This window comes from Phaeobacter cretensis (genome assembly GCF_047372505.1).
Lineage (GTDB): Bacteria > Pseudomonadota > Alphaproteobacteria > Rhodobacterales > Rhodobacteraceae > Phaeobacter > Phaeobacter cretensis.
Genome location: NZ_JBKBEU010000001.1, coordinates 2,554,046 through 2,572,094, shown reverse-complemented (window position 1 = coordinate 2,572,094; position 18,049 = coordinate 2,554,046). Strand labels below are relative to the sequence as shown.

Below are 18,049 nucleotides of genomic sequence, written 5' to 3'. Positions count from 1 at the left end.
CGCCGCCTGCTCCTCAAGACAGGCATAAAACGCCCCTACAGGCATTCCGTTGATCAGTAGATCTCGAACAAACCTGCGGCCCCCATGCCGCCGCCTACGCACATGGTCACGACGCCAAGCTTAGCGCGGCGTCGGCGCCCTTCATGCAGCAGATGGCCAACCATCCGGGCACCGGTCATGCCAAAAGGGTGGCCAATCGCAATCGAACCGCCATTCACGTTGCAGATCTCGTCGGGGATCCCCAGGTGATCGCGACAATAAAGCGCCTGACTTGCGAAAGCCTCATTCAGCTCCCACAAATCGATATCCGCGACAGTTAGCCCGTGGCGCTGCAACAAACGCGGCACAGCATGTACAGGGCCGATACCCATTTCATCAGGCGCGCAGCCCGCGACGCAGTACCCCCGAAAGGCTCCCATTGGATTCAAACCTTGGCGGCTCGCCTCGTCGGCCTCCATCATCACGACGGCTGCCGCACCGTCTGACAACTGACTGGCATTGCCTGCGGTAACGAACTTACCGCCGCCGCGTACAGGTTCCAACTCTGCCAGCCCGCCCAATGTGGTCTTTGGACGACTGCACTCATCCTGATCCACAATCACCTCACGAGTGCTGATGAAACCTGTGTCTTTGTCTTTGATGGCCATGACAGCATTCATGGGGACAATTTCATCGTCAAACACTCCAGCAGCCTGCGCCCCCGCGATCCGGTGCTGGCTTCGCAATCCATAGGCATCCTGCGCCTCTCGGCTGATCCCATAGCGATCTGCAACGATATCCGCAGTATCGATCATCGCCATGTAGACGTCAGGTTTGTGCTCTTGCAGCCAAGGATCCTGCACCTGCGTTACATTTGGCTGCACCATGGAGATGCTCTCAACGCCACCTGCTACCATCGGGCCCGTGCCTTCGGCGGTGATCTGCTGTGCGGCAAAAGCGATAGCCTGGAGGCCTGACGCACAGAACCGGTTTATCGTCATACCCGCTGCCGTCTGCGACAACCCAGAACGAAAGGCAATCTGACGTCCGATATTGTGGCCGGTGGCCCCTTCAGGAAATCCACAGCCGATGATGCAGTCCTCGATTGCACCGCGGTCTAGGCCCGCCCGTTCGACTGCGGCTGAAACAACATGCCCACCCAACGTGGCACCGTGGGTCTGATTGAATGACCCGCGAAATGACTTGGCCAAACCAGTGCGGGCAGTCGAAACAATAACTGCCTGTTTCATATCAGGTGACCTCTCGGTTGAGGTCATCAAAAATACGCCCCTCATTCACCAGCTGCTCCAGCAATGGGGCTGGCCGCCAGAAGAACGCATCTTCCTTTGCGTAACGCCGGATATCGTCGAGGATTGCTGCCGGTCCCTGCAAATCCGCCCATTTCAATGGGCCGCCCCAAAATCGTGGAAAGCCGTAACCGAACAACAGCACCATATCGACATCCAAGGGGCGTCGGGCTACCCCTTCACCCACCACTTTGGCAGCCTCATTGACCATCGCGCACATATAGCGTCGCAGGATATCCTCGTTGGAAAAACTCTTTGGTGTCACACTCTGATCGCGCTGATCACGCTTGATGTACTCTGCCACCTGCGGGTTGGCGCTCCCCCCACGTTTTCCAGCTTCGTATGCATAAAACCCTTTGCCCGTTTTTTGCCCGAAATCACCGCCTTCACAAAGCATGTCTGAAAATTGCACGACACGTTCCCTAGGATTCCGCGTTGGTGCACGACGCTTGCGGGCAGCCCAACCGATGTCCAGCCCGGCCAGATCAGCCACCGCAAACGGCCCCATCGCAAAGCCAAACTCGGTCATCACCTTATCGATTTGGTAGGGCGATGCGCCGTCCAGAACCATATAGTCAGCGGCTCTTCGATAGCTGTTCATGATCCGGTTGCCGATAAATCCATCACAGACGCCTGAACGTACTGAGATTTTCTTCAGCCGCTTGCCAAGGGCAAACCCGCTCGCGACCACCTCAGGGGCAGTCTGATCGGCAACTACGACCTCAAGCAATTTCATGACATGCGCTGGAGAGAAAAAATGCAGCCCAATCACGTCTTGTGGCCGACTGGTCGCGGCGGCAATTTCGTTTATATCTAAATAAGATGTGTTGCTGGCAAGGATGGCACCGGGCCTACAATGGGCATCCAGCGCGGCAAACACCTCGCGTTTGACGGCCATATCCTCAAAAACAGCCTCGACCACGAGATCAACTTCCGAAAGATCTGCGTAGTCTGTCGCTATTGTCAGCGCTTCGACGGTCATCGATTCAAGCTGCGCCTGATCGACTTTACCTCGTTTCAGCGCTCCCTTAAGATTCCCTTCAATCCTGTCGCGTGCCGCTGCCGATGCATCGTCGTCACGTTCTACCAATACGACGGACAAACCAGACAACAGTGCGGTGGTTGCTATACCCGCGCCCATGGTTCCGCCGCCTATGACCCCCATCGATGCGATATCGCGTGGCGTTACCTCAGTCAGCTCGGGCAATTTGCTGACAGCACGCTCAGAGAAGAATGCGTGGATCAACCCTTGCCGCTGATCGGTTTCCATCAACTGCATGAACAATTCGCGTTCCTGCCGCACCCCATCTAGGAAGCTCTCCGCCTCCCAAGCCGCTTGAACAGCACGCACGGCAATTGCCGGAGACAATTGCCCACGGCCACGCGCAAGAACCTTTTCATATGTGTCATCAAAATCCACTGGATCTGGCAACGGCATATAGCAGACCGGGCGGCGCGGTGCGCCTTGCTCCAGCAACTCGCGTGTATAGGCGAGGCCGATTTCACGCGGGCTACCTTCTGCAACACGATCAATGACGCCTTTGTTCAACGCATCAGCAGCAGAAATAGGGCGACCTGTCGTAATCATCTCCAAAGCGGCGTCGATCCCAGCGATACGTGGCAAACGTTGAGTACCGCCCGCGCCCGGTATGACACCGAGGTGCACCTCTGGCAGCCCCATCTTTGCGCCCGGCACTGCGATCCGATAATGCGAAGAAAGCGCAACCTCCAATCCGCCGCCCAGCGCAGTGCCATGCAAGGCAGAGACAACGATCAACTTGGTCGCCTCGATGCGGTTACATAGATCCGGCAACACAGGGGCTACCATCGGCTTTCCGAACTCGCGGATATCTGCGCCCGCAAAATAGGTCCGCCCTTCACCATATATCAGTACCGCACGCGCACCTTCCTCTTCGGCGCGCTCGATCCCTGCAAGAAGCCCACGCCGCATGTCGATGCTAAGTGCATTCACCGGTGGGTTCTGTGCGCTGAGCACAGCAATATCGCCGATCCGCTCGTAAACAATGGCTTCAGTCATGGATCTTTCCTTTTTTGCGGGTTGTGCAGATCAGGTCGCGTCACTTTTACAGCAATAGGCGAGAAGCCATAATTCGCTTCATGCGCCAGACTGATACGAGAGCACAGACATCACATATTTCGCAGTGCGGAATAAAGTTCCGCAAATTAACGTAGACACTAAATCGGGCTTCGCTGGCTGACAAGACCCATCATGCCGGGCCAAACCGCAGCTTGCCAAGCTATACTATCTGTGGATTTCCAGTGACGGTGCGTCCCGTGATGTTCAGACGATGATGATCATATGCCTGACTTGGGCCCGTTGCCGCGAGATAGATCAGCCCTACTGCATGTTTTTGATACAGTGATAGCCAAACCAAAAATACGTTACATAGTTATACAGAATTGAATATTTCAGTTACACGTCTCTTGCTCAGAATCACTTCACAGCGTATCCCCGACTATATGGTCGGCTTATTTCTTGCCGCGATTTGGAGACGCATAACCATGGATGCTTTCATCTGCGACGCAACTCGCACTCCCATCGGTCGCTACGGTGGCGCCCTAAGTCAGGTGCGCACCGATGATCTAGCCTCTCTGCCGATTGCGGAACTGATGGCGCGCAACCCCGAGGTTAACTGGGGCAGCCTTGATGATGTCATCTATGGCGACGCCAATCAGGCAGGTGAAAGCAACCGCAATGTAGCCCGCATGGCCGCCTTGCTTGCAGGCCTGCCCACGACTGTACCCGGCACCACGATCAACCGGCTTTGCGCATCAGGAATGGATGCCGTCGGCATGGCGTCTCGCGGCATAAAGGCTGGCGACTATGAGTTGGCAATTGCAGGCGGCGTGGAAAGCATGTCGCGCGCGCCTTTTGTTATGCCCAAAGCCACCTCGGCCTTTAGTCGCGCAAATCAGATCTATGACACTACGATCGGCTGGCGTTTTGTGAACAAGAAGATGCAGGCCATGTATGGCACCGACTCAATGCCCCAAACTGCCGACAATGTGGCTGAGACCTATGGTATCAACCGCACAGACCAAGATGCCTTTGCCGCGCGCAGTCAAGCCCGCTGGGCCGCCGCACATGAAGCAGGCCTCTTTCACGATGAAATCACAGCAGTGTCAGTACCACAGCGCAAAGGCGATCCTCTGATCGTCGACACTGACGAGCATCCCCGCCCTGGTACATCGGCGGAAAAACTAGCTAATCTTAAGGGCGTCAACGGCCCCGATCTGACCGTAACCGCCGGCAATGCTTCTGGCGTCAATGACGGTGCTGCGGCGATCTTGATGGCGAACGAGTCTGCAGCCACCAAAAACGGCCTGAAGCCAATGGCCCGTATTGTCGGCATGGCAGCCGCAGGGGTCGAGCCGCGTATTATGGGGATTGGCCCGGTGCCAGCTACTCAAAAGCTACTGGCCCGTACTGGTCTGACCATTGAACAAATGGATGTGATCGAACTGAATGAAGCCTTTGCCAGCCAAGGTCTCGCAACACTGCGTGAACTTGGCGTAGCGGATGACGCACCCCATGTTAACCCCAATGGCGGCGCGATTGCACTTGGTCACCCGTTGGGCATGTCCGGTGCGCGACTGGTACTGACCGCCGCCTACCAATTGCAGCGTACCGGCGGCCGGTATGCCCTTTGTACAATGTGCGTTGGCGTCGGTCAGGGCACTGCCCTGATCCTAGAACGCGTTTAGAAAGCCCTAAGGAGGTCCCAGACATGTATGCACAGATGGTTAAATCCGAGGCGACCCAGGACGATCCGGATCAGCTGGCTGCCTTTCAGGCTCGCATCGATGCTGGCGAGAAGATTGAGCCAAAAGACTGGATGCCTGAAGGCTACCGCAAAACATTGATCCGCCAAATCGGGCAGCATGCTCATTCCGAAATTGTCGGACAGCTGCCCGAAGGCAACTGGATCACCCGCGCGCCTACGCTGGAGCGTAAAGCGATCTTGCTGGCCAAGGTGCAGGATGAAGCGGGTCATGGCCTTTATCTTTATTGTGCGGCAGAGACGCTGGGCGTATCCCGCGACGAGATGACTGAAATGCTGCTTGATGGCCGCATGAAGTATTCCTCCATCTTCAATTACCCAACACTGAACTGGGCCGACATCGGCGCGGTGGGCTGGCTTGTTGATGGGGCTGCAATCATGAATCAGGTGCCGCTTCAGCGCACTTCGTTCGGCCCTTACTCCCGCGCAATGATTCGCGTCTGCAAGGAAGAGAGCTTTCATCAGCGTCAGGGCTATGATGCCATTCGCAAAATGGCCGAAGGTACGCCCGAACAAAAAAAGATGGCTCAGGATGCGCTGAACCGCCTCTGGTATCCGTCGCTGATGATGTTCGGCCCATCCGATAAGGACTCAGTTCACTCGGCCCAGTCGATGGCCTGGAAGATCAAGATGAACACAAATGATGAGTTGCGTCAGAAGTTCGTCGACCAAACCGTCCCACAGGCGGAATACCTTGGCCTGACAGTTCCTGACCCGGATCTAAAGTGGAACGACGAACGCGGCCACTATGACTACACCGACCCTGACTGGAACGAGTTTTTTGAGGTGATCAAAGGCAATGGCCCCTGCAACACCGATCGCCTCGCTGCACGGAACAATGCCTGGGAAGACGGCGCTTGGGTTCGCGACGGCCTGCTGGCTCACGCAAAAAAGAAAACCGCGCAGAAACACGCTGCCGAATAGCCTAAAAATTCTTGCGCCCGCTTCAGCGATTGCGCCCCTCAGCCAGGAGGATTTGAGACATGAAAAATGAATGGCCCCTCTGGGAAGTTTTTATCCGTGGACAACATGGAATGAGCCACCGCCACGTCGGCTCCCTGCATGCCCCTGACGCTGAAACGGCGATCAGAAACGCTCGTGATGTCTATACCCGTCGCAATGAAGGCGTGTCGATCTGGGTGGTCGAAGCGAACAATATCGCAGCCTCCTCGCCCAGCGACAAAGGTCCTCTGTACGAGCCGTCAGAGTCAAAGGTCTACCGTCACCCGACCTTTTTCGACATTCCCGACGAAGTGGGAGCAATGTGATGACGAGGGACGAAGCCTTTACCCAGTTCCTACTACGAATGGGGGACAATACCCTGATCTTGGGCCACCGGATCAGTGAATGGTGCGGCCACGCACCTGCATTGGAAGAGGATATTGCTCTGGCGAATATCGCACTGGACATGATCGGCCAGACCCGACTGTGGCTTGATCTAGCCGCCGACGTTCAAGGAGCGGGTAAATCAGCAGATGATCTGGCTTTTCTGCGCGACGCATGGGATTTCCGCAATGTGTTGCTAACGGAAGTGCCGAATGCTGATTTCGGCCGTACTCTGATGCGCCAGTTCCTATTTGATGCCTGGCATTCGATCCAACTGGGCCGCCTGATGAAATCCTCGGATGAGCGTGTCGCGGCCATTGCCGAAAAGGCCTCGAAAGAGGTTGCTTATCATTTGGAACGTTCTGCCGGCACCGTGGTCGGCCTCGGAGATGGTACCGCAGAAAGCCATCGTCGGATGCAGGAAGCGCTGGATTATCTCTGGCCTTATGTAGGCGAGATGTTTCAATCCGATGACGTGGATGATGAAATGGTAAAGGCGGGCATCGCGCCCGATCCATCGATCTTGCGCGATGAGTATGATGCGCTGGTTTCCCGTGTTCTGAGTGAGGCCACGCTGACCATTCCGGAAAGCCGCTTTGCCCACAAGGGCGGGCGCAACGGCGCCATGCACACGGAACACCTGGGCCATTTGCTAACACAGATGCAATGGCTCCAGCGGGCCTATCCCGGCGCCGCGTGGTAAACCCACGATCACAAACCTAAGGATTTACCCACCTTGTGAGCGGGAGAGCGCAACCCGGCCTCACAGACGGATGGGGCGCAGCAAGGACAAACCACATGAGCCCAATGCCAACTCAGCCAAGTATCAGCCAGGTTTGGGAGTGGCTTCACGCAGTACCGGATCCAGAAATCCCAGTGATATCACTGGTGGATCTTGGGATCATTCGCGATGTCTCCTGGGACAACGATACCCTGGTGGTAACAGTCACTCCCACCTACTCCGGCTGCCCCGCTACGGCGATTATTAACATGGACATCGAAACAACCCTACACGACCGCGGTATCACCGACCTAAGATTGAGAACCCAGATCTCGCCCGCTTGGACGACCGACTGGCTTTCGCAGGAAGGTCGCGCCAAGTTAGAGACTTATGGCATAGCCCCACCTCAAACCGTCGGCGGTCCGGAAAAATGCCCCAACTGCGGCAGCAAACGTGTCACCAAGGTCAGCCAATTCGGCTCGACCCCATGTAAGGCCCACTGGCGCTGCCAGCATTGCCTCGAACCTTTTGATTATTTCAAGTGCATCTGAGGAGCCCCTGATGGCGCGCTTTCACGACCTAGAAGTTACCAACATCCGTAAAACAATTCGCGATGCGGTTGTTGTCACCCTAAAACCCGTGAAAGGATCTGAGGATGAATTCGGCTTCACCCAGGGGCAATACCTGACCTTTCGCCGCAAGTTTGATGGCGAAGAGCTACGTCGTAGCTACTCAATCTGCGCGGGGCGAGACGAAGGTATCCTGCAAGTTGGTATTAAGCGTGTAGATGGCGGAGCGTTTTCGACATGGGCCAATACCGACCTAAAACCCGGTGACACCATTCAGGCAATGCCGCCCATGGGCAACTTCTTCACAGCGCTCGATGCTGCGTCTGAAAAACACTACCTGGGTTTCGCGGGCGGCTCCGGCGTTACTCCGGTGTTGTCGATCCTCAAGACAACACTGTCGAGCGAGCCAAACGCCTCCTTCACGCTCGTCTACGCAAATAAAGGCGTGAACACGATCATGTTCCGGGAGGAGCTGGAGGATCTAAAAAACCTCTACATGGGCCGCCTCAATTTGATTCACGTGCTGGAAAGCGATGCGCAGGAAATCGATCTGTTCACCGGTCTAGTTACCGAAGAGAAATGCGCTCAGTTGATCGAGCATTGGATCGATATCGAATCGACGGACACAGCCTTTATCTGCGGGCCAGAACCCATGATGTTAGGTATTGCCAACGCCCTGCGGGCAGCAGGCCTGGACGACAGCCAGATCAAGTTCGAACTGTTCGCCTCGGCCCAACCGGGCCGCGCAAAACGCAAGGCCACAGCAACTGGTGATGCAGGCAAAGGACAGCAAACCACACTCAGGGTTACGCTCGATGGCGCGACCCAAACGGTTGAGATGTCCAAAGACGTAACAGTTCTTGATGCTGCATTGGACAATGCCATGGATGCCCCCTATGCCTGCAAAGCGGGCGTGTGCTCCACCTGTCGCTGCAAAGTCATTGAAGGCGATGTCGAGATGGTCGCCAATCACGCGCTTGAGGACTACGAAGTCGAAAAAGGCTATGTACTGTCCTGCCAGGCCTACCCGATCAGCGACCGGGTGATTGTGGACTACGATCAGTAGTCCAAATGGCCGCCGAGTAATCACCGGCGCGCAGCCGAAGACACAAGGGAAAAAAAGCATGAATGACGAGATGAGCATTGAGACCTACCTGGCGGCAGGTGGCGTTCTCAGCAATCCCACAAATGTTCCCCCACGCTATCGCGCCGAATTGATGACAATCATGGCCAGTTTTGTCGACAGCGCGCTGGCCGGTGCTGCGGGTTTTGTCGACATAATCAATGAAGGTCCGGGCATCAAATCGCGCATGGCCGCCGCCCGGATCGTTTTGGAAAAAACCTCAAACGCCGACCGGGTTTTGCAGGTCATGGGAGACTTCGGGGCCGACACTGAACGCTATGTTGACCACCACCCCTGGACCGCCCGGTTAGAGCGTGAGGCAGGACTTGATCAAGCACGATCAAAGCACGACCGCCGTCTTGCAGTATTCAATTACCCCCTTGAAGGCTGGGCCGATGCCGTCGTTATGAATCTGCTGATGGGCCGCGCCGTTGCAGTACAACTGGCAGAGCTATCCATGGTTTCATACCAACCGTTGGCCGAAGCATTTCGTGCCATTGCTCCGGTTGAAGCGCATCACGCGCGTCTCGCACATGAAGGCATGTCAAGACTGGTACAGGAAGCCGATATAGGCATGCTGCAGGACGCTATCCAATACTGGTGGCCACGCGTGGCCATCAGCTTTGGTGCTGATACGTCAGAAAAATTCGATACTCTTTGCGCTTTTGGCCTGCGTCAACGAAGCAACGCAGAGCTGCGCGCCCGTTGGCAAAGCGAGATGCGCGGGAGCCTGCGAGAGTTGGGGTTAGATGCCCCGGATCCCGGTTGATCCGGGCAAAATAGCATCCAAAAAACATGGTAGTTTGCGCTGATCAAAACGGCTGGAAAAGGTCTGGACGGCTGACCCACTGATCCCTAGGCTCGCCTCAATTCAGCACACCAATGAAACGAGGCCTGACATGGCGATCAGCAAGACCATTCGCACCTATTTCAACGGTAGCTGGCACGACGGTGACGTAGCCATAATGAAGGCTGCAGACCACGCCGCTTGGCTCGGGTCATCTGTCTTTGATGGAGCACGGTTGTTTGATGGCGTCACGCCCGATCTGGATCTGCATTGTGCCCGCGCCAATGCCTCTGCAGATGCACTAATGATGGCCCCAACAATGAGCGTTGAGGATATGGTGGCCATCAGCAAAGAGGGCCTGTCTCAATTCGCTCCCGGAGCCGCTGTTTACATTCGCCCAATGTATTGGGCAACTGGCGGCGATTCCACAATGATCGCACCCGAGCCGGACAGCACTCAATTTGCACTGTGCCTAGAGGAAATCCCAATGGCCTCGCCAGCGGCCTCGGCAACCTTGACGCGCACCACTTTCCGGCGGCCTATCTTGGAAAGCGCTGTCGTCAATGCCAAGGCAGGCTGCCTTTATCCTAACAACGCCCGTATGTTGCGAGAGGCGCGAGCGAAGGGGTTCAGCAACGCGCTGGCGTTGGATGCTATGGGTAATGTTGCCGAAACTGCCACAGCGAACATCTTCATGGTGCGTGATGGTGAGGTCTTTACTCCTATCGCCAACGGTACGTTCCTCGCAGGCATCACCCGAGCCCGCCACATCGCGAACCTGCGCGCCGATGGGATCACTGTTCATGAAACTGTGCTTGGCTATCGAGATTTCGACCAAGCTGATGAAATCTTCGTGTCCGGTAACATGAGTAAGGTGACCCCGGTCACGGCCTTTGACGACTGCCAATATCAAATCGGGCCAATCGCAAAGCGGACCCGCGAGCTTTACTGGGATTGGGCGACCAGCAGCCATAGCTGATAGTCCAAGCTTAACGTCACGTGTAGGTCTATTGCGCAGCGGGATCGCTTGCGCCATGATCTAACCGAAACAATCAGAGGGTCAATATGCGCAAATTTCTTGTGGTATTGGATGACAGCCGCGAATGCCTAAACGCCATGCGGTTTGCCGCTATGCGCGCAGCCAAAACTGGCGGCGGGGTCGAGATCCTTTCCGTGATTCCACCCGATGAGTTCAATCACTGGATTGGCGTCGGCGAGGTCATGCGTGAAGAGGCCCGCGAACGGATACATGCTCATTTTGAAGTTTTTGCTAAATGGATGCGTGATCGTCAGGGTATCGAACCAGAGCTCGTAATCCGCGAAGGCGAGGTTGTGCCTGAGATCATTGCCCAGATTGAATGTGACCCTGAAATCGGTGTTGTGGTGCTTGGTGCTGGCGATGATCGCAAGGGACCCGGTCCGCTTGTAACCCAATTGAGCCGCTCATCAGGCAGCCTGCCGGTTCCAATCACAATCGTGCCTGGAGACCTTTCAAAAGAAAAACTGGAAGCGATCACCTGATCGATTTCTGCCTGCCAGCAAGACTTGATCTTTGCCCCTTTGAATATGGGTTCAACAAGATATGCGAGCTGCGCCCGAAAGGGTTTTCGCATTTAGAACCGTTCCAAATCTTGACTTAAGCAGACCGGAAGCGCATATCTCTGGCACGCTTTAAGGAGGCCCGACATGTTCATTCAGACAGAATCCACGCCCAACCCGGCGACGCTGAAATTCCTGCCGGGCCAGACCGTTCTGGAAATGGGTACCGCCGATTTCCCAACTGCGGAAGCCGCAGGCACCTCACCCCTGGCACAACGCATCTTTGCTGTAACCGGCGTGACCGGCGTGTTTTTCGGCAATGATTTCGTCACCGTAACAAAATCGGACGAGGTCGAGTGGGACCATATCAAACCCGCCATTTTGGGCGCGGTGATGGAGCACTTCCAGTCAGGACAGCCGGTGATTTCCGAAGGCGGAGAGCAGAACTCCGGTCATGCGGAACACACCGGCGAAGATGGGGAAGTCGTAAACCAGATCAAGGAACTACTCGACAGCCGAGTGCGCCCAGCAGTGGCCCAGGACGGTGGCGACATCACATTCCACGGATTTGATCGCGGCGTTGTCTACCTGCATATGCAAGGCGCATGCGCCGGTTGCCCCTCTTCTACACTGACGCTCAAGATGGGGATCGAAAACTTGCTACGCCACTACATCCCCGAAGTAACCGAGGTCCGACCCGTTGCCGTCTAACGCCCTGATCTTGGGATTTGATACATCGGCCGCGCATTGCGCGGCCGCTTTGTTGTGGGGGGATCAAATCCTCGCTTCCGCCTGTGAAACTATGGCGCGCGGACAGGCCGAACGTTTGATATCATTGCTTGAAGAGGTTCTGGCGGACGGTGGTGCAAGCTGGTCAGATCTTGATGCTTTAGGCGTGGGTATCGGACCAGGAAATTTCACTGGAATCCGTATAGCCGTTTCCGCTGCGCGCGGGCTTGCTCTTGGACTGGATATCCCCGCCATAGGTGTCAACGGGTTTGAAGCACGTAAAAAAACCGGGACACTTGCAGCGGTGCCAGCGCCACGAGAACAGGCCTATGTATGTCCACCCGGTGACAAACCTTGCCTGATACCGCTTGCCGAAGCCGAGAAGGTGGCGGCAACCCATGGCCTGGCTCTTACCGTCGAAGCAACCCCGCCAGATATAGCCGATATGATCGCACGCGTCGCTGCTAGCCGCTATCAGATCGAGACTACCGCTCCGGCCCCGCTATATCTCAGAACCGCTGATGCCGCACCGGCCCGCGATACGCCACCGCCCCTTATCGATAGCTGACACTCGTCCTTTCCATGATGACAAAATCGAAAAACCACCCGGAGGGCCTATCGCCCGAAGACATGGATCGTACCCACCATGCGGCGTTCACGCAGGGACGTCCCTGGTCAGCGGCAGAGTTCGATGCCTTACTCGACAGCCCATTTACCTACGCCGTTGGTGATCCGCGCAGCTTTGCGCTAGGTCGCGTTGTAGCTGGGGAAGCCGAACTATTGACCATCGCAACCCATCCCGATCACCAACGGCTAGGATTGGCGGGCAAAGTTCTGAAAAACTGGCAAGATGCTGCAATGGCCCGCAACGCAACCGAAGGGTTTCTTGAAGTCGCAGCAGACAACCAGATCGCCCGCACACTTTACCTGTCGTATGGATTCGCAGAGAGCGGGCGTCGGAGAGGCTACTACCCCCGTAAAAATACGTCAGCAGTGGACGCAGTGCTCATGTCTGTCGATTTACGCAAGGCCCAGACCGCAGAATAACACCAAAAGGTCAAAAAACGGTTGACCCTCTCCGCAGGCTACGGCCTAAATTGTCGCACCTTTTTAATAACACGTGGGTTGGGGCGGTCAAACTGGCCGCATCAAGAACAACAAAGTGGGAGTACCCCTATGACCCTGATGAAATCCCTGATGAGCGCTGCGGCCGCAGTAGCGCTTACAGCAGGCGCTGCAATGGCAGAGCCGGCGCTGATCTTCGATCTGGGCGGCAAATTCGACAAATCCTTCAACGAAGCCGCCTTTGCCGGTGCGCAGCGTTGGGCAGAGGAAACTGGCGAAAGCTTCCGTGAGATCGAACTGCAGTCCGAAGCACAGCGTGAACAAGCGCTGCGCCGCTTTGCTGAGGCAGGTGCCAACCCGATCGTTATGGCCGGTTTTGCCTTCGCAGACGCACTGGGTCAGGTCGCTGGCGATTACCCGGATACTAAATTCGTCATTATCGATATGGTTGTTGACGCTCCAAACGTCCGCTCCGTGGTCTTCAACGAGCACGAAGGTTCCTACCTCGTCGGTATGCTTGCAGCCAAAGCCTCCAAATCAGGCACGGTTGGTTTCATTGGTGGCATGGATATCCCGCTGATCCGCAAATTCGCCTGCGGCTACGCCGAAGGTGTGAAAGCAGCGAACCCCGATGCGACCGTGATTGCGAATATGACCGGAACCACTCCGGCAGCATGGAATGACCCGGTCAAAGGTTCCGAACTGACCAAGGCTCAGATCAGCCAGGGCGCTGACGTAGTTTATGCAGCAGCAGGCGGCACCGGCGTTGGCGTTCTGCAAACCGCAGCCGACGAAGGCATCCTGTCGATCGGGGTGGACAGCAACCAGAACCACCTGCACCCAGGCAAAGTTCTGACCTCCATGACCAAGCGTGTTGATAACGCTGTTTTCGAAGCGTTCACTGACGGCACTGATTTGGAAGCCGGTTTCTCTGTTATGGGTCTGTCCAATGGTGGCGTCGGCTTTGCAGTGGACGACAACAATGCACCGCTGATCACTGCAGATATGCAAGCGGCAGCAGATGATGCCGCAGCCAAGATCGCAACCGGCGAAATCACCGTTCATGACTATATGTCGGATGACAGCTGCCCGGTTCTGTCCTTCTAAGCACTAGACTGTCCCCCGGCCCATGTTGATCTTGTTATGATCACGATGGCGACCGGGGGTTTCACATTACCCGGAGGCTGCGCCTTTGCCGCCTCCGGGTTTGGTTTTTCCTAGGCCGGTTAAGTCGCAGCCACTAACTGCCCGCCGCCTCCGCTCGGGCTAATACCGACCGATCCAGGACGAATAAGGGGAGCCCGAATGACGGCACCAGCAATTGAATTAAAAGGCATTTCCAAAGCCTTCGGACCGGTTCAGGCCAACAAGGATATCTCAATCCGTGTTTCCCCCGGCACGATCCATGGGATCATCGGCGAGAACGGCGCTGGCAAATCAACGTTGATGAGTATCCTCTACGGATTTTACAAAGCCGATAAAGGCGAGGTTTGGATTCACGGGAAACGTACCGAAATTCCCGATAGCCAAGCCGCGATCTCAGCTGGTATCGGGATGGTCTTCCAGCACTTCAAGCTGGTCGAAAATTTCACGGTGCTCGAGAATATCATTCTGGGTGCCGAAGATGGCAGGCTATTGAAGCCCTCGCTTAGCAAGGCCCGAAAATCACTCAAAAACCTAGCGTCTGAGTATGAGCTGAACGTTGACCCAGACGCGCGCATCGATGAAATCGGCGTCGGTATGCAACAGCGTGTCGAGATCCTGAAAGCTCTATACCGTCAGGCCGACATTCTAATTCTCGACGAACCAACAGGTGTGCTGACACCAGCTGAAGCCGACCAGCTGTTTCGTATTCTTGATCGCCTTCGCACTGAGGGTAAAACGATTATCCTGATCACGCACAAGCTACGCGAAATCATGGAATATACTGACACGGTGTCGGTTATGCGACGCGGGCAGATGACCGCAACCGTGAAAACTGCCGAAACCAGCCCTGAACATTTGGCCGAACTGATGGTCGGCCGCAAGGTCCTCCTACAAGTGGACAAGATCCCGGCTACACCCGGCAAACCAATCCTGGAGATCGAAAACCTCAGCGTTGTTGACGAGGCTGGTGTTTCGCGGGTCAAGAATATTGATCTAACAGTAAGGGCTGGCGAGATCCTTGGAATTGCGGGCGTTGCCGGTAATGGGCAATCCGAACTGATGGAAGTACTGGGTGGCATGCGCGAAGGTAAGGGCACCATTCGCCTCAACGGCTCGCCACTGCCCCTTTCCGGCGCTGGATCCGATGCCCGTGCCCGCCGCGCAGCCCATGTGGCTCATGTCCCCGAGGATCGGCAGCGTGAAGGCTTGATTATGGAGTTCCACGCTTGGGAAAACGTGGCGTTTGGATACCACCACGCGCCCGAGTACCAGCGCGGTTTGCTCATGAACAATGCCGCTCTGCGCGCCGATACTGAGGCGAAGATGGCCAAGTTTGACGTACGTCCTCCTGATCCTTGGCTTGCTGCCAAGAACTTCTCCGGCGGCAATCAACAAAAAATCGTCGTCGCCCGTGAGATCGAGCGGAACCCAGACCTGTTGTTGATCGGTCAGCCAACACGTGGCGTCGATATTGGTGCTATCGAATATATCCACAAACAGATCGTGGAGCTACGCGATCAGGGCAAAGCCATCCTTCTGGTCTCTGTTGAGCTGGAAGAGATCCTGTCGCTTGCCGACCGTGTTGCCGTGATGTTTGACGGAATGATTATGGGTGAACGCCCTGCTGATCAAACCGATGAGAAAGAGCTGGGCCTGTTGATGGCCGGCGTCGCGGGGGAGGCCGCGTAAATGGATAAAATGCCCAAATGGGCCGATGTAGTGCTGATCCCTCTGATCAGCCTCATGTTGGCCGCAATTCTGTCTGCCCTGGTTATTCTTGGTATTGGCGAGGACCCGATTGCCGCTGTGAAACTGATGGTTTCCGGTGCCTTGGGATCCACCTATGGCTGGGGCTATACGCTCTATTATGCCACTAACTTCCTCTTCACCGGTCTTGCTGTATCGGTGGCCTTTCATGCGCGGCTGTTCAACATCGGTGGTGAAGGCCAGGCTATGCTTGGTGGCTTAGGGGTTGCATTGGTTTGCCTCTATATCCCATGGCCGCATTGGTCACTGGCCCTGATTTTTGCCAGCCTTGGCGCCGCGCTCTTTGGCGCAGCCTGGGCCGCCATCCCGGCTTACCTACAGGCAAAACGCGGGAGCCACATCGTGATTACGACCATCATGTTCAACTTCATTGCCGCAGCAGTATTGAACTACGTATTGGTCAACCTACTGCGCCCAGAGGGCTCAATGGATCCGGCAACGGCCCGTTTTTCTGAAGCGGTCCATCTGCCCTCACTCCATGAAATTCTGGCACCTCTCGGAATTGAGTTTTCCAAAGCCGCGCCTGCAAATGTCAGCTTCCTCGTCGCCGTTGCCGCCTGTATCGCAGTCTGGTTGCTGATCTGGAGAACCAAACTCGGATACGAAATCCGGGCTTATGGCAATTCGGAACACGGCGCATTGTATGCCGGGATCTCGCCGGTCAAGATCACCATGATTGCCATGCTGATATCCGGCGGTCTTGCGGGCATGATGGCGACCAACAATGTGATGGGCGAAGCCGAGCGTCTGGTACTCAACTCCACCGAAGGCGCTGGTTTTATTGGTATCGCCGTTGCTCTTATGGGGCGGAGCCATCCCTTTGGCGTGTTTCTGGCGGCGATCCTATTTGGATTCCTCTATCAAGGTGGTGCTGAACTCGCGCTCTGGACCAGCATTCCACGCGAGTTGATTGTCGTTATTCAGGCACTGGTGATCCTGTTTACTGGGGCATTAGACAATATGGTACGGGGACCGCTAGAGCGGATCTTCCTCGCTCTGCGTCGGGGGAAAGCGTAATGGATTTCCTGACACTCATCCAAGTGCTCGACAGCACTGTTCGTCTAGCAACGCCTTTGCTGCTGGCCTGTCTCGCAGGCCTCTTCTCAGAACGTGCCGGAATCTTTGATATTGGCCTCGAAGGCAAAATGCTGATGGCCGCCTTCTTCTCGGCGGCTGTCGCTGCAGCTACCGGCAATGTCTGGCTCGGCCTACTCGCTGGTATCGCGTCTTCTTTAGTGCTTAGCGGGTTGCACGGGCTAGCTTCTATCACTTTCCGTGGGAATCAGCTGATCTCCGGTGTCGCAATCAATTTCCTCGCCGCAGGCATGACAGTCCTGATTGCGCAGGATTGGTTTCAACAGGGCGGCAGAACACCTTCGCTTTTCTCCGGCGGTCGGTTTGAACCGATCAACCTGCCATTTGCGGAGACACTGGCAGATGTACCGGTTTTTGGGCCGATTTATAGTGAGCTTCTATCAGGCCACTCTGTACTAGTGTACCTGGCGTTTCTGGCCGTGCCCGCCACAGCGTGGGTTCTGTTTGGCACACGCTTTGGCCTGCGTCTGCGCGCAGTGGGAGAAAATCCTGCCGCTGTAGACACTGCAGGTGTTTCAGTTGTCGGCCTGCGCTATGCTGCTGTGATGATCTGTGGCCTGCTCTGCGGTATTGCAGGCGCATATCTTGCGACGGCTCTCCAGGCTGGTTTTGTTAAGGATATGACTGCCGGTCGCGGCTTTATTGCTCTGGCCGCGCTGATCTTCGCGAAATGGAGACCATGGCACGCACTCGGTGCCTGCCTGCTGTTCGGTTTGTTGCAAGCCGTGGCGTTGCGCTTTCAGAATATTGAAATCGGAACCTTTGTAATTCCCGTTCAGGTGATGGACGCATTGCCATATATTCTGACCGTGGTGATCCTGGCAGGGTTTGTTGGCAAGGCCGTTCCTCCAAAGGCAGGTGGGGAACCGTACGTCAAAGAACGCTGATCGCTAGAGGCGACACGCACCGTCCGCAAGGACTATACGAAAGAAACCAGCAAACGCCCGGTTTTGTCCGGGCGTTTTCAATTTAGAGCAGCCCGCTTTCTTGCTGTGTCATGCATCGCGCCTATTGAAAGCAATTATCCGTATTCATAGGTCCAGTTTTCCGATCACAGTCAGTCCTGTTTTCTGCATAGCGGCATAGACAGTTG

18 protein-coding genes are annotated in these 18,049 nt (G+C 55.8%); 16 read left to right on the top strand and 2 right to left on the bottom strand.

Annotated features, from left to right (window positions below; all coding sequences use genetic code 11):
* Positions 1–53: 53 nt before the first annotated feature.
* A complete protein-coding gene (locus ACEWZM_RS12285; protein WP_414006700.1) occupies positions 54–1,229 on the bottom strand; it encodes an acetyl-CoA C-acyltransferase in 1,176 nt (391 codons plus the stop codon).
* 1 nt (position 1,230) lies between these two features.
* Entirely contained in the window at positions 1,231–3,324 is a 2,094-nt protein-coding gene (locus ACEWZM_RS12280) for a 3-hydroxyacyl-CoA dehydrogenase NAD-binding domain-containing protein (RefSeq protein WP_414006699.1), read from the bottom strand.
* Positions 3,325–3,809: 485 nt separating this feature from the next.
* On the opposite strand from ACEWZM_RS12280, the gene pcaF reads away from it, so the two are divergent.
* From pcaF to ACEWZM_RS12200, 16 genes are all read left to right on the top strand, one after another.
* Positions 3,810–5,012: a 3-oxoadipyl-CoA thiolase gene (gene pcaF / locus ACEWZM_RS12275; RefSeq protein ID WP_414006698.1), complete on the top strand. Its 1,203-nt coding sequence runs from the start codon at positions 3,810–3,812 to the stop codon at positions 5,010–5,012.
* Positions 5,013–5,035: 23 nt separating this feature from the next.
* Positions 5,036–6,013, top strand: coding sequence for a 1,2-phenylacetyl-CoA epoxidase subunit PaaA (paaA, locus tag ACEWZM_RS12270; protein WP_414006697.1), 978 nt, complete (start codon positions 5,036–5,038; stop codon positions 6,011–6,013).
* A gap of 59 nt (positions 6,014–6,072) precedes the next feature.
* Entirely contained in the window at positions 6,073–6,357 is a 285-nt protein-coding gene (gene paaB, locus ACEWZM_RS12265) for a 1,2-phenylacetyl-CoA epoxidase subunit PaaB (protein WP_414006696.1), read from the top strand.
* Positions 6,357–7,118, top strand: coding sequence for a 1,2-phenylacetyl-CoA epoxidase subunit PaaC (gene paaC / locus ACEWZM_RS12260; protein WP_414006695.1), 762 nt, complete (start codon positions 6,357–6,359; stop codon positions 7,116–7,118). Before paaB ends, paaC begins: the two co-directional genes overlap by 1 nt.
* A gap of 95 nt (positions 7,119–7,213) precedes the next feature.
* Positions 7,214–7,687, top strand: coding sequence for a 1,2-phenylacetyl-CoA epoxidase subunit PaaD (gene paaD / locus ACEWZM_RS12255; protein ID WP_414006694.1), 474 nt, complete (start codon positions 7,214–7,216; stop codon positions 7,685–7,687).
* Between the two features lie 10 nt (positions 7,688–7,697).
* Positions 7,698–8,771: a 2Fe-2S iron-sulfur cluster-binding protein gene (locus ACEWZM_RS12250; RefSeq protein WP_414006693.1), complete on the top strand. Its 1,074-nt coding sequence runs from the start codon at positions 7,698–7,700 to the stop codon at positions 8,769–8,771.
* Between the two features lie 58 nt (positions 8,772–8,829).
* On the top strand, positions 8,830–9,597 hold the full coding sequence (locus ACEWZM_RS12245) for a Phenylacetic acid catabolic protein (RefSeq protein ID WP_414006692.1): 768 nt from the start codon (positions 8,830–8,832) through the stop codon (positions 9,595–9,597).
* A 130-nt stretch (positions 9,598–9,727) separates the two neighbouring features.
* The gene (locus tag ACEWZM_RS12240; RefSeq protein WP_414006691.1) at positions 9,728–10,594 is read left to right on the top strand and encodes a branched-chain amino acid aminotransferase; all 867 of its coding nucleotides are present in this window, start codon (positions 9,728–9,730) and stop codon (positions 10,592–10,594) included.
* Positions 10,595–10,680: 86 nt separating this feature from the next.
* Positions 10,681–11,136, top strand: coding sequence for a universal stress protein (locus tag ACEWZM_RS12235; protein ID WP_414006690.1), 456 nt, complete (start codon positions 10,681–10,683; stop codon positions 11,134–11,136).
* 165 nt (positions 11,137–11,301) lie between these two features.
* On the top strand, positions 11,302–11,865 hold the full coding sequence (locus ACEWZM_RS12230) for a NifU family protein (protein ID WP_414006689.1): 564 nt from the start codon (positions 11,302–11,304) through the stop codon (positions 11,863–11,865).
* The gene (gene tsaB, locus ACEWZM_RS12225) at positions 11,855–12,451 is read left to right on the top strand and encodes a tRNA (adenosine(37)-N6)-threonylcarbamoyltransferase complex dimerization subunit type 1 TsaB (protein WP_414006688.1); all 597 of its coding nucleotides are present in this window, start codon (positions 11,855–11,857) and stop codon (positions 12,449–12,451) included. Before ACEWZM_RS12230 ends, tsaB begins: the two co-directional genes overlap by 11 nt.
* A 14-nt stretch (positions 12,452–12,465) precedes the next feature.
* On the top strand, positions 12,466–12,930 hold the full coding sequence (locus ACEWZM_RS12220; protein ID WP_414006687.1) for a GNAT family N-acetyltransferase: 465 nt from the start codon (positions 12,466–12,468) through the stop codon (positions 12,928–12,930).
* A 129-nt stretch (positions 12,931–13,059) separates the two neighbouring features.
* Entirely contained in the window at positions 13,060–14,055 is a 996-nt protein-coding gene (locus tag ACEWZM_RS12215) for a BMP family lipoprotein (protein ID WP_414006686.1), read from the top strand.
* Positions 14,056–14,253: 198 nt separating this feature from the next.
* Complete coding sequence (locus ACEWZM_RS12210) at positions 14,254–15,783, top strand: ABC transporter ATP-binding protein (protein WP_414006685.1); 1,530 nt, start codon at positions 14,254–14,256, stop codon at positions 15,781–15,783.
* A complete protein-coding gene (locus ACEWZM_RS12205) occupies positions 15,784–16,878 on the top strand; it encodes an ABC transporter permease (RefSeq protein WP_414006684.1) in 1,095 nt (364 codons plus the stop codon).
* Complete coding sequence (locus tag ACEWZM_RS12200) at positions 16,878–17,843, top strand: ABC transporter permease (protein ID WP_414006683.1); 966 nt, start codon at positions 16,878–16,880, stop codon at positions 17,841–17,843. Before ACEWZM_RS12205 ends, ACEWZM_RS12200 begins: the two co-directional genes overlap by 1 nt.
* Positions 17,844–18,049 lie beyond the last annotated feature (206 nt).

Excerpts from the sequence above, each read along its gene's own strand:
- ACEWZM_RS12285 (WP_414006700.1), bottom strand. The coding sequence starts at position 1,229 with ATGAAACAGGCAGTTATTGTTTCGACTGCCCGCACTGGTTTGGCCAAG.
- pcaF (WP_414006698.1), top strand. The coding sequence starts at position 3,810 with ATGGATGCTTTCATCTGCGACGCAACTCGCACTCCCATCGGTCGCTAC.
- ACEWZM_RS12215 (WP_414006686.1), top strand. The coding sequence starts at position 13,060 with ATGACCCTGATGAAATCCCTGATGAGCGCTGCGGCCGCAGTAGCGCTT.
- ACEWZM_RS12230 (WP_414006689.1), top strand. The coding sequence starts at position 11,302 with ATGTTCATTCAGACAGAATCCACGCCCAACCCGGCGACGCTGAAATTC.
- ACEWZM_RS12220 (WP_414006687.1), top strand. The coding sequence starts at position 12,466 with ATGATGACAAAATCGAAAAACCACCCGGAGGGCCTATCGCCCGAAGAC.
- ACEWZM_RS12240 (WP_414006691.1), top strand. The coding sequence starts at position 9,728 with ATGGCGATCAGCAAGACCATTCGCACCTATTTCAACGGTAGCTGGCAC.
- paaA (WP_414006697.1), top strand. The coding sequence starts at position 5,036 with ATGTATGCACAGATGGTTAAATCCGAGGCGACCCAGGACGATCCGGAT.
- ACEWZM_RS12200 (WP_414006683.1), top strand. The coding sequence starts at position 16,878 with ATGGATTTCCTGACACTCATCCAAGTGCTCGACAGCACTGTTCGTCTA.
- ACEWZM_RS12205 (WP_414006684.1), top strand. The coding sequence starts at position 15,784 with ATGGATAAAATGCCCAAATGGGCCGATGTAGTGCTGATCCCTCTGATC.
- paaC (WP_414006695.1), top strand. The coding sequence starts at position 6,357 with ATGACGAGGGACGAAGCCTTTACCCAGTTCCTACTACGAATGGGGGAC.
- ACEWZM_RS12250 (WP_414006693.1), top strand. The coding sequence starts at position 7,698 with ATGGCGCGCTTTCACGACCTAGAAGTTACCAACATCCGTAAAACAATT.
- ACEWZM_RS12235 (WP_414006690.1), top strand. The coding sequence starts at position 10,681 with ATGCGCAAATTTCTTGTGGTATTGGATGACAGCCGCGAATGCCTAAAC.
- ACEWZM_RS12280 (WP_414006699.1), bottom strand. The coding sequence starts at position 3,324 with ATGACTGAAGCCATTGTTTACGAGCGGATCGGCGATATTGCTGTGCTC.
- ACEWZM_RS12245 (WP_414006692.1), top strand. The coding sequence starts at position 8,830 with ATGAATGACGAGATGAGCATTGAGACCTACCTGGCGGCAGGTGGCGTT.
- paaB (WP_414006696.1), top strand. The coding sequence starts at position 6,073 with ATGAAAAATGAATGGCCCCTCTGGGAAGTTTTTATCCGTGGACAACAT.
- ACEWZM_RS12210 (WP_414006685.1), top strand. The coding sequence starts at position 14,254 with ATGACGGCACCAGCAATTGAATTAAAAGGCATTTCCAAAGCCTTCGGA.
- paaD (WP_414006694.1), top strand. The coding sequence starts at position 7,214 with ATGAGCCCAATGCCAACTCAGCCAAGTATCAGCCAGGTTTGGGAGTGG.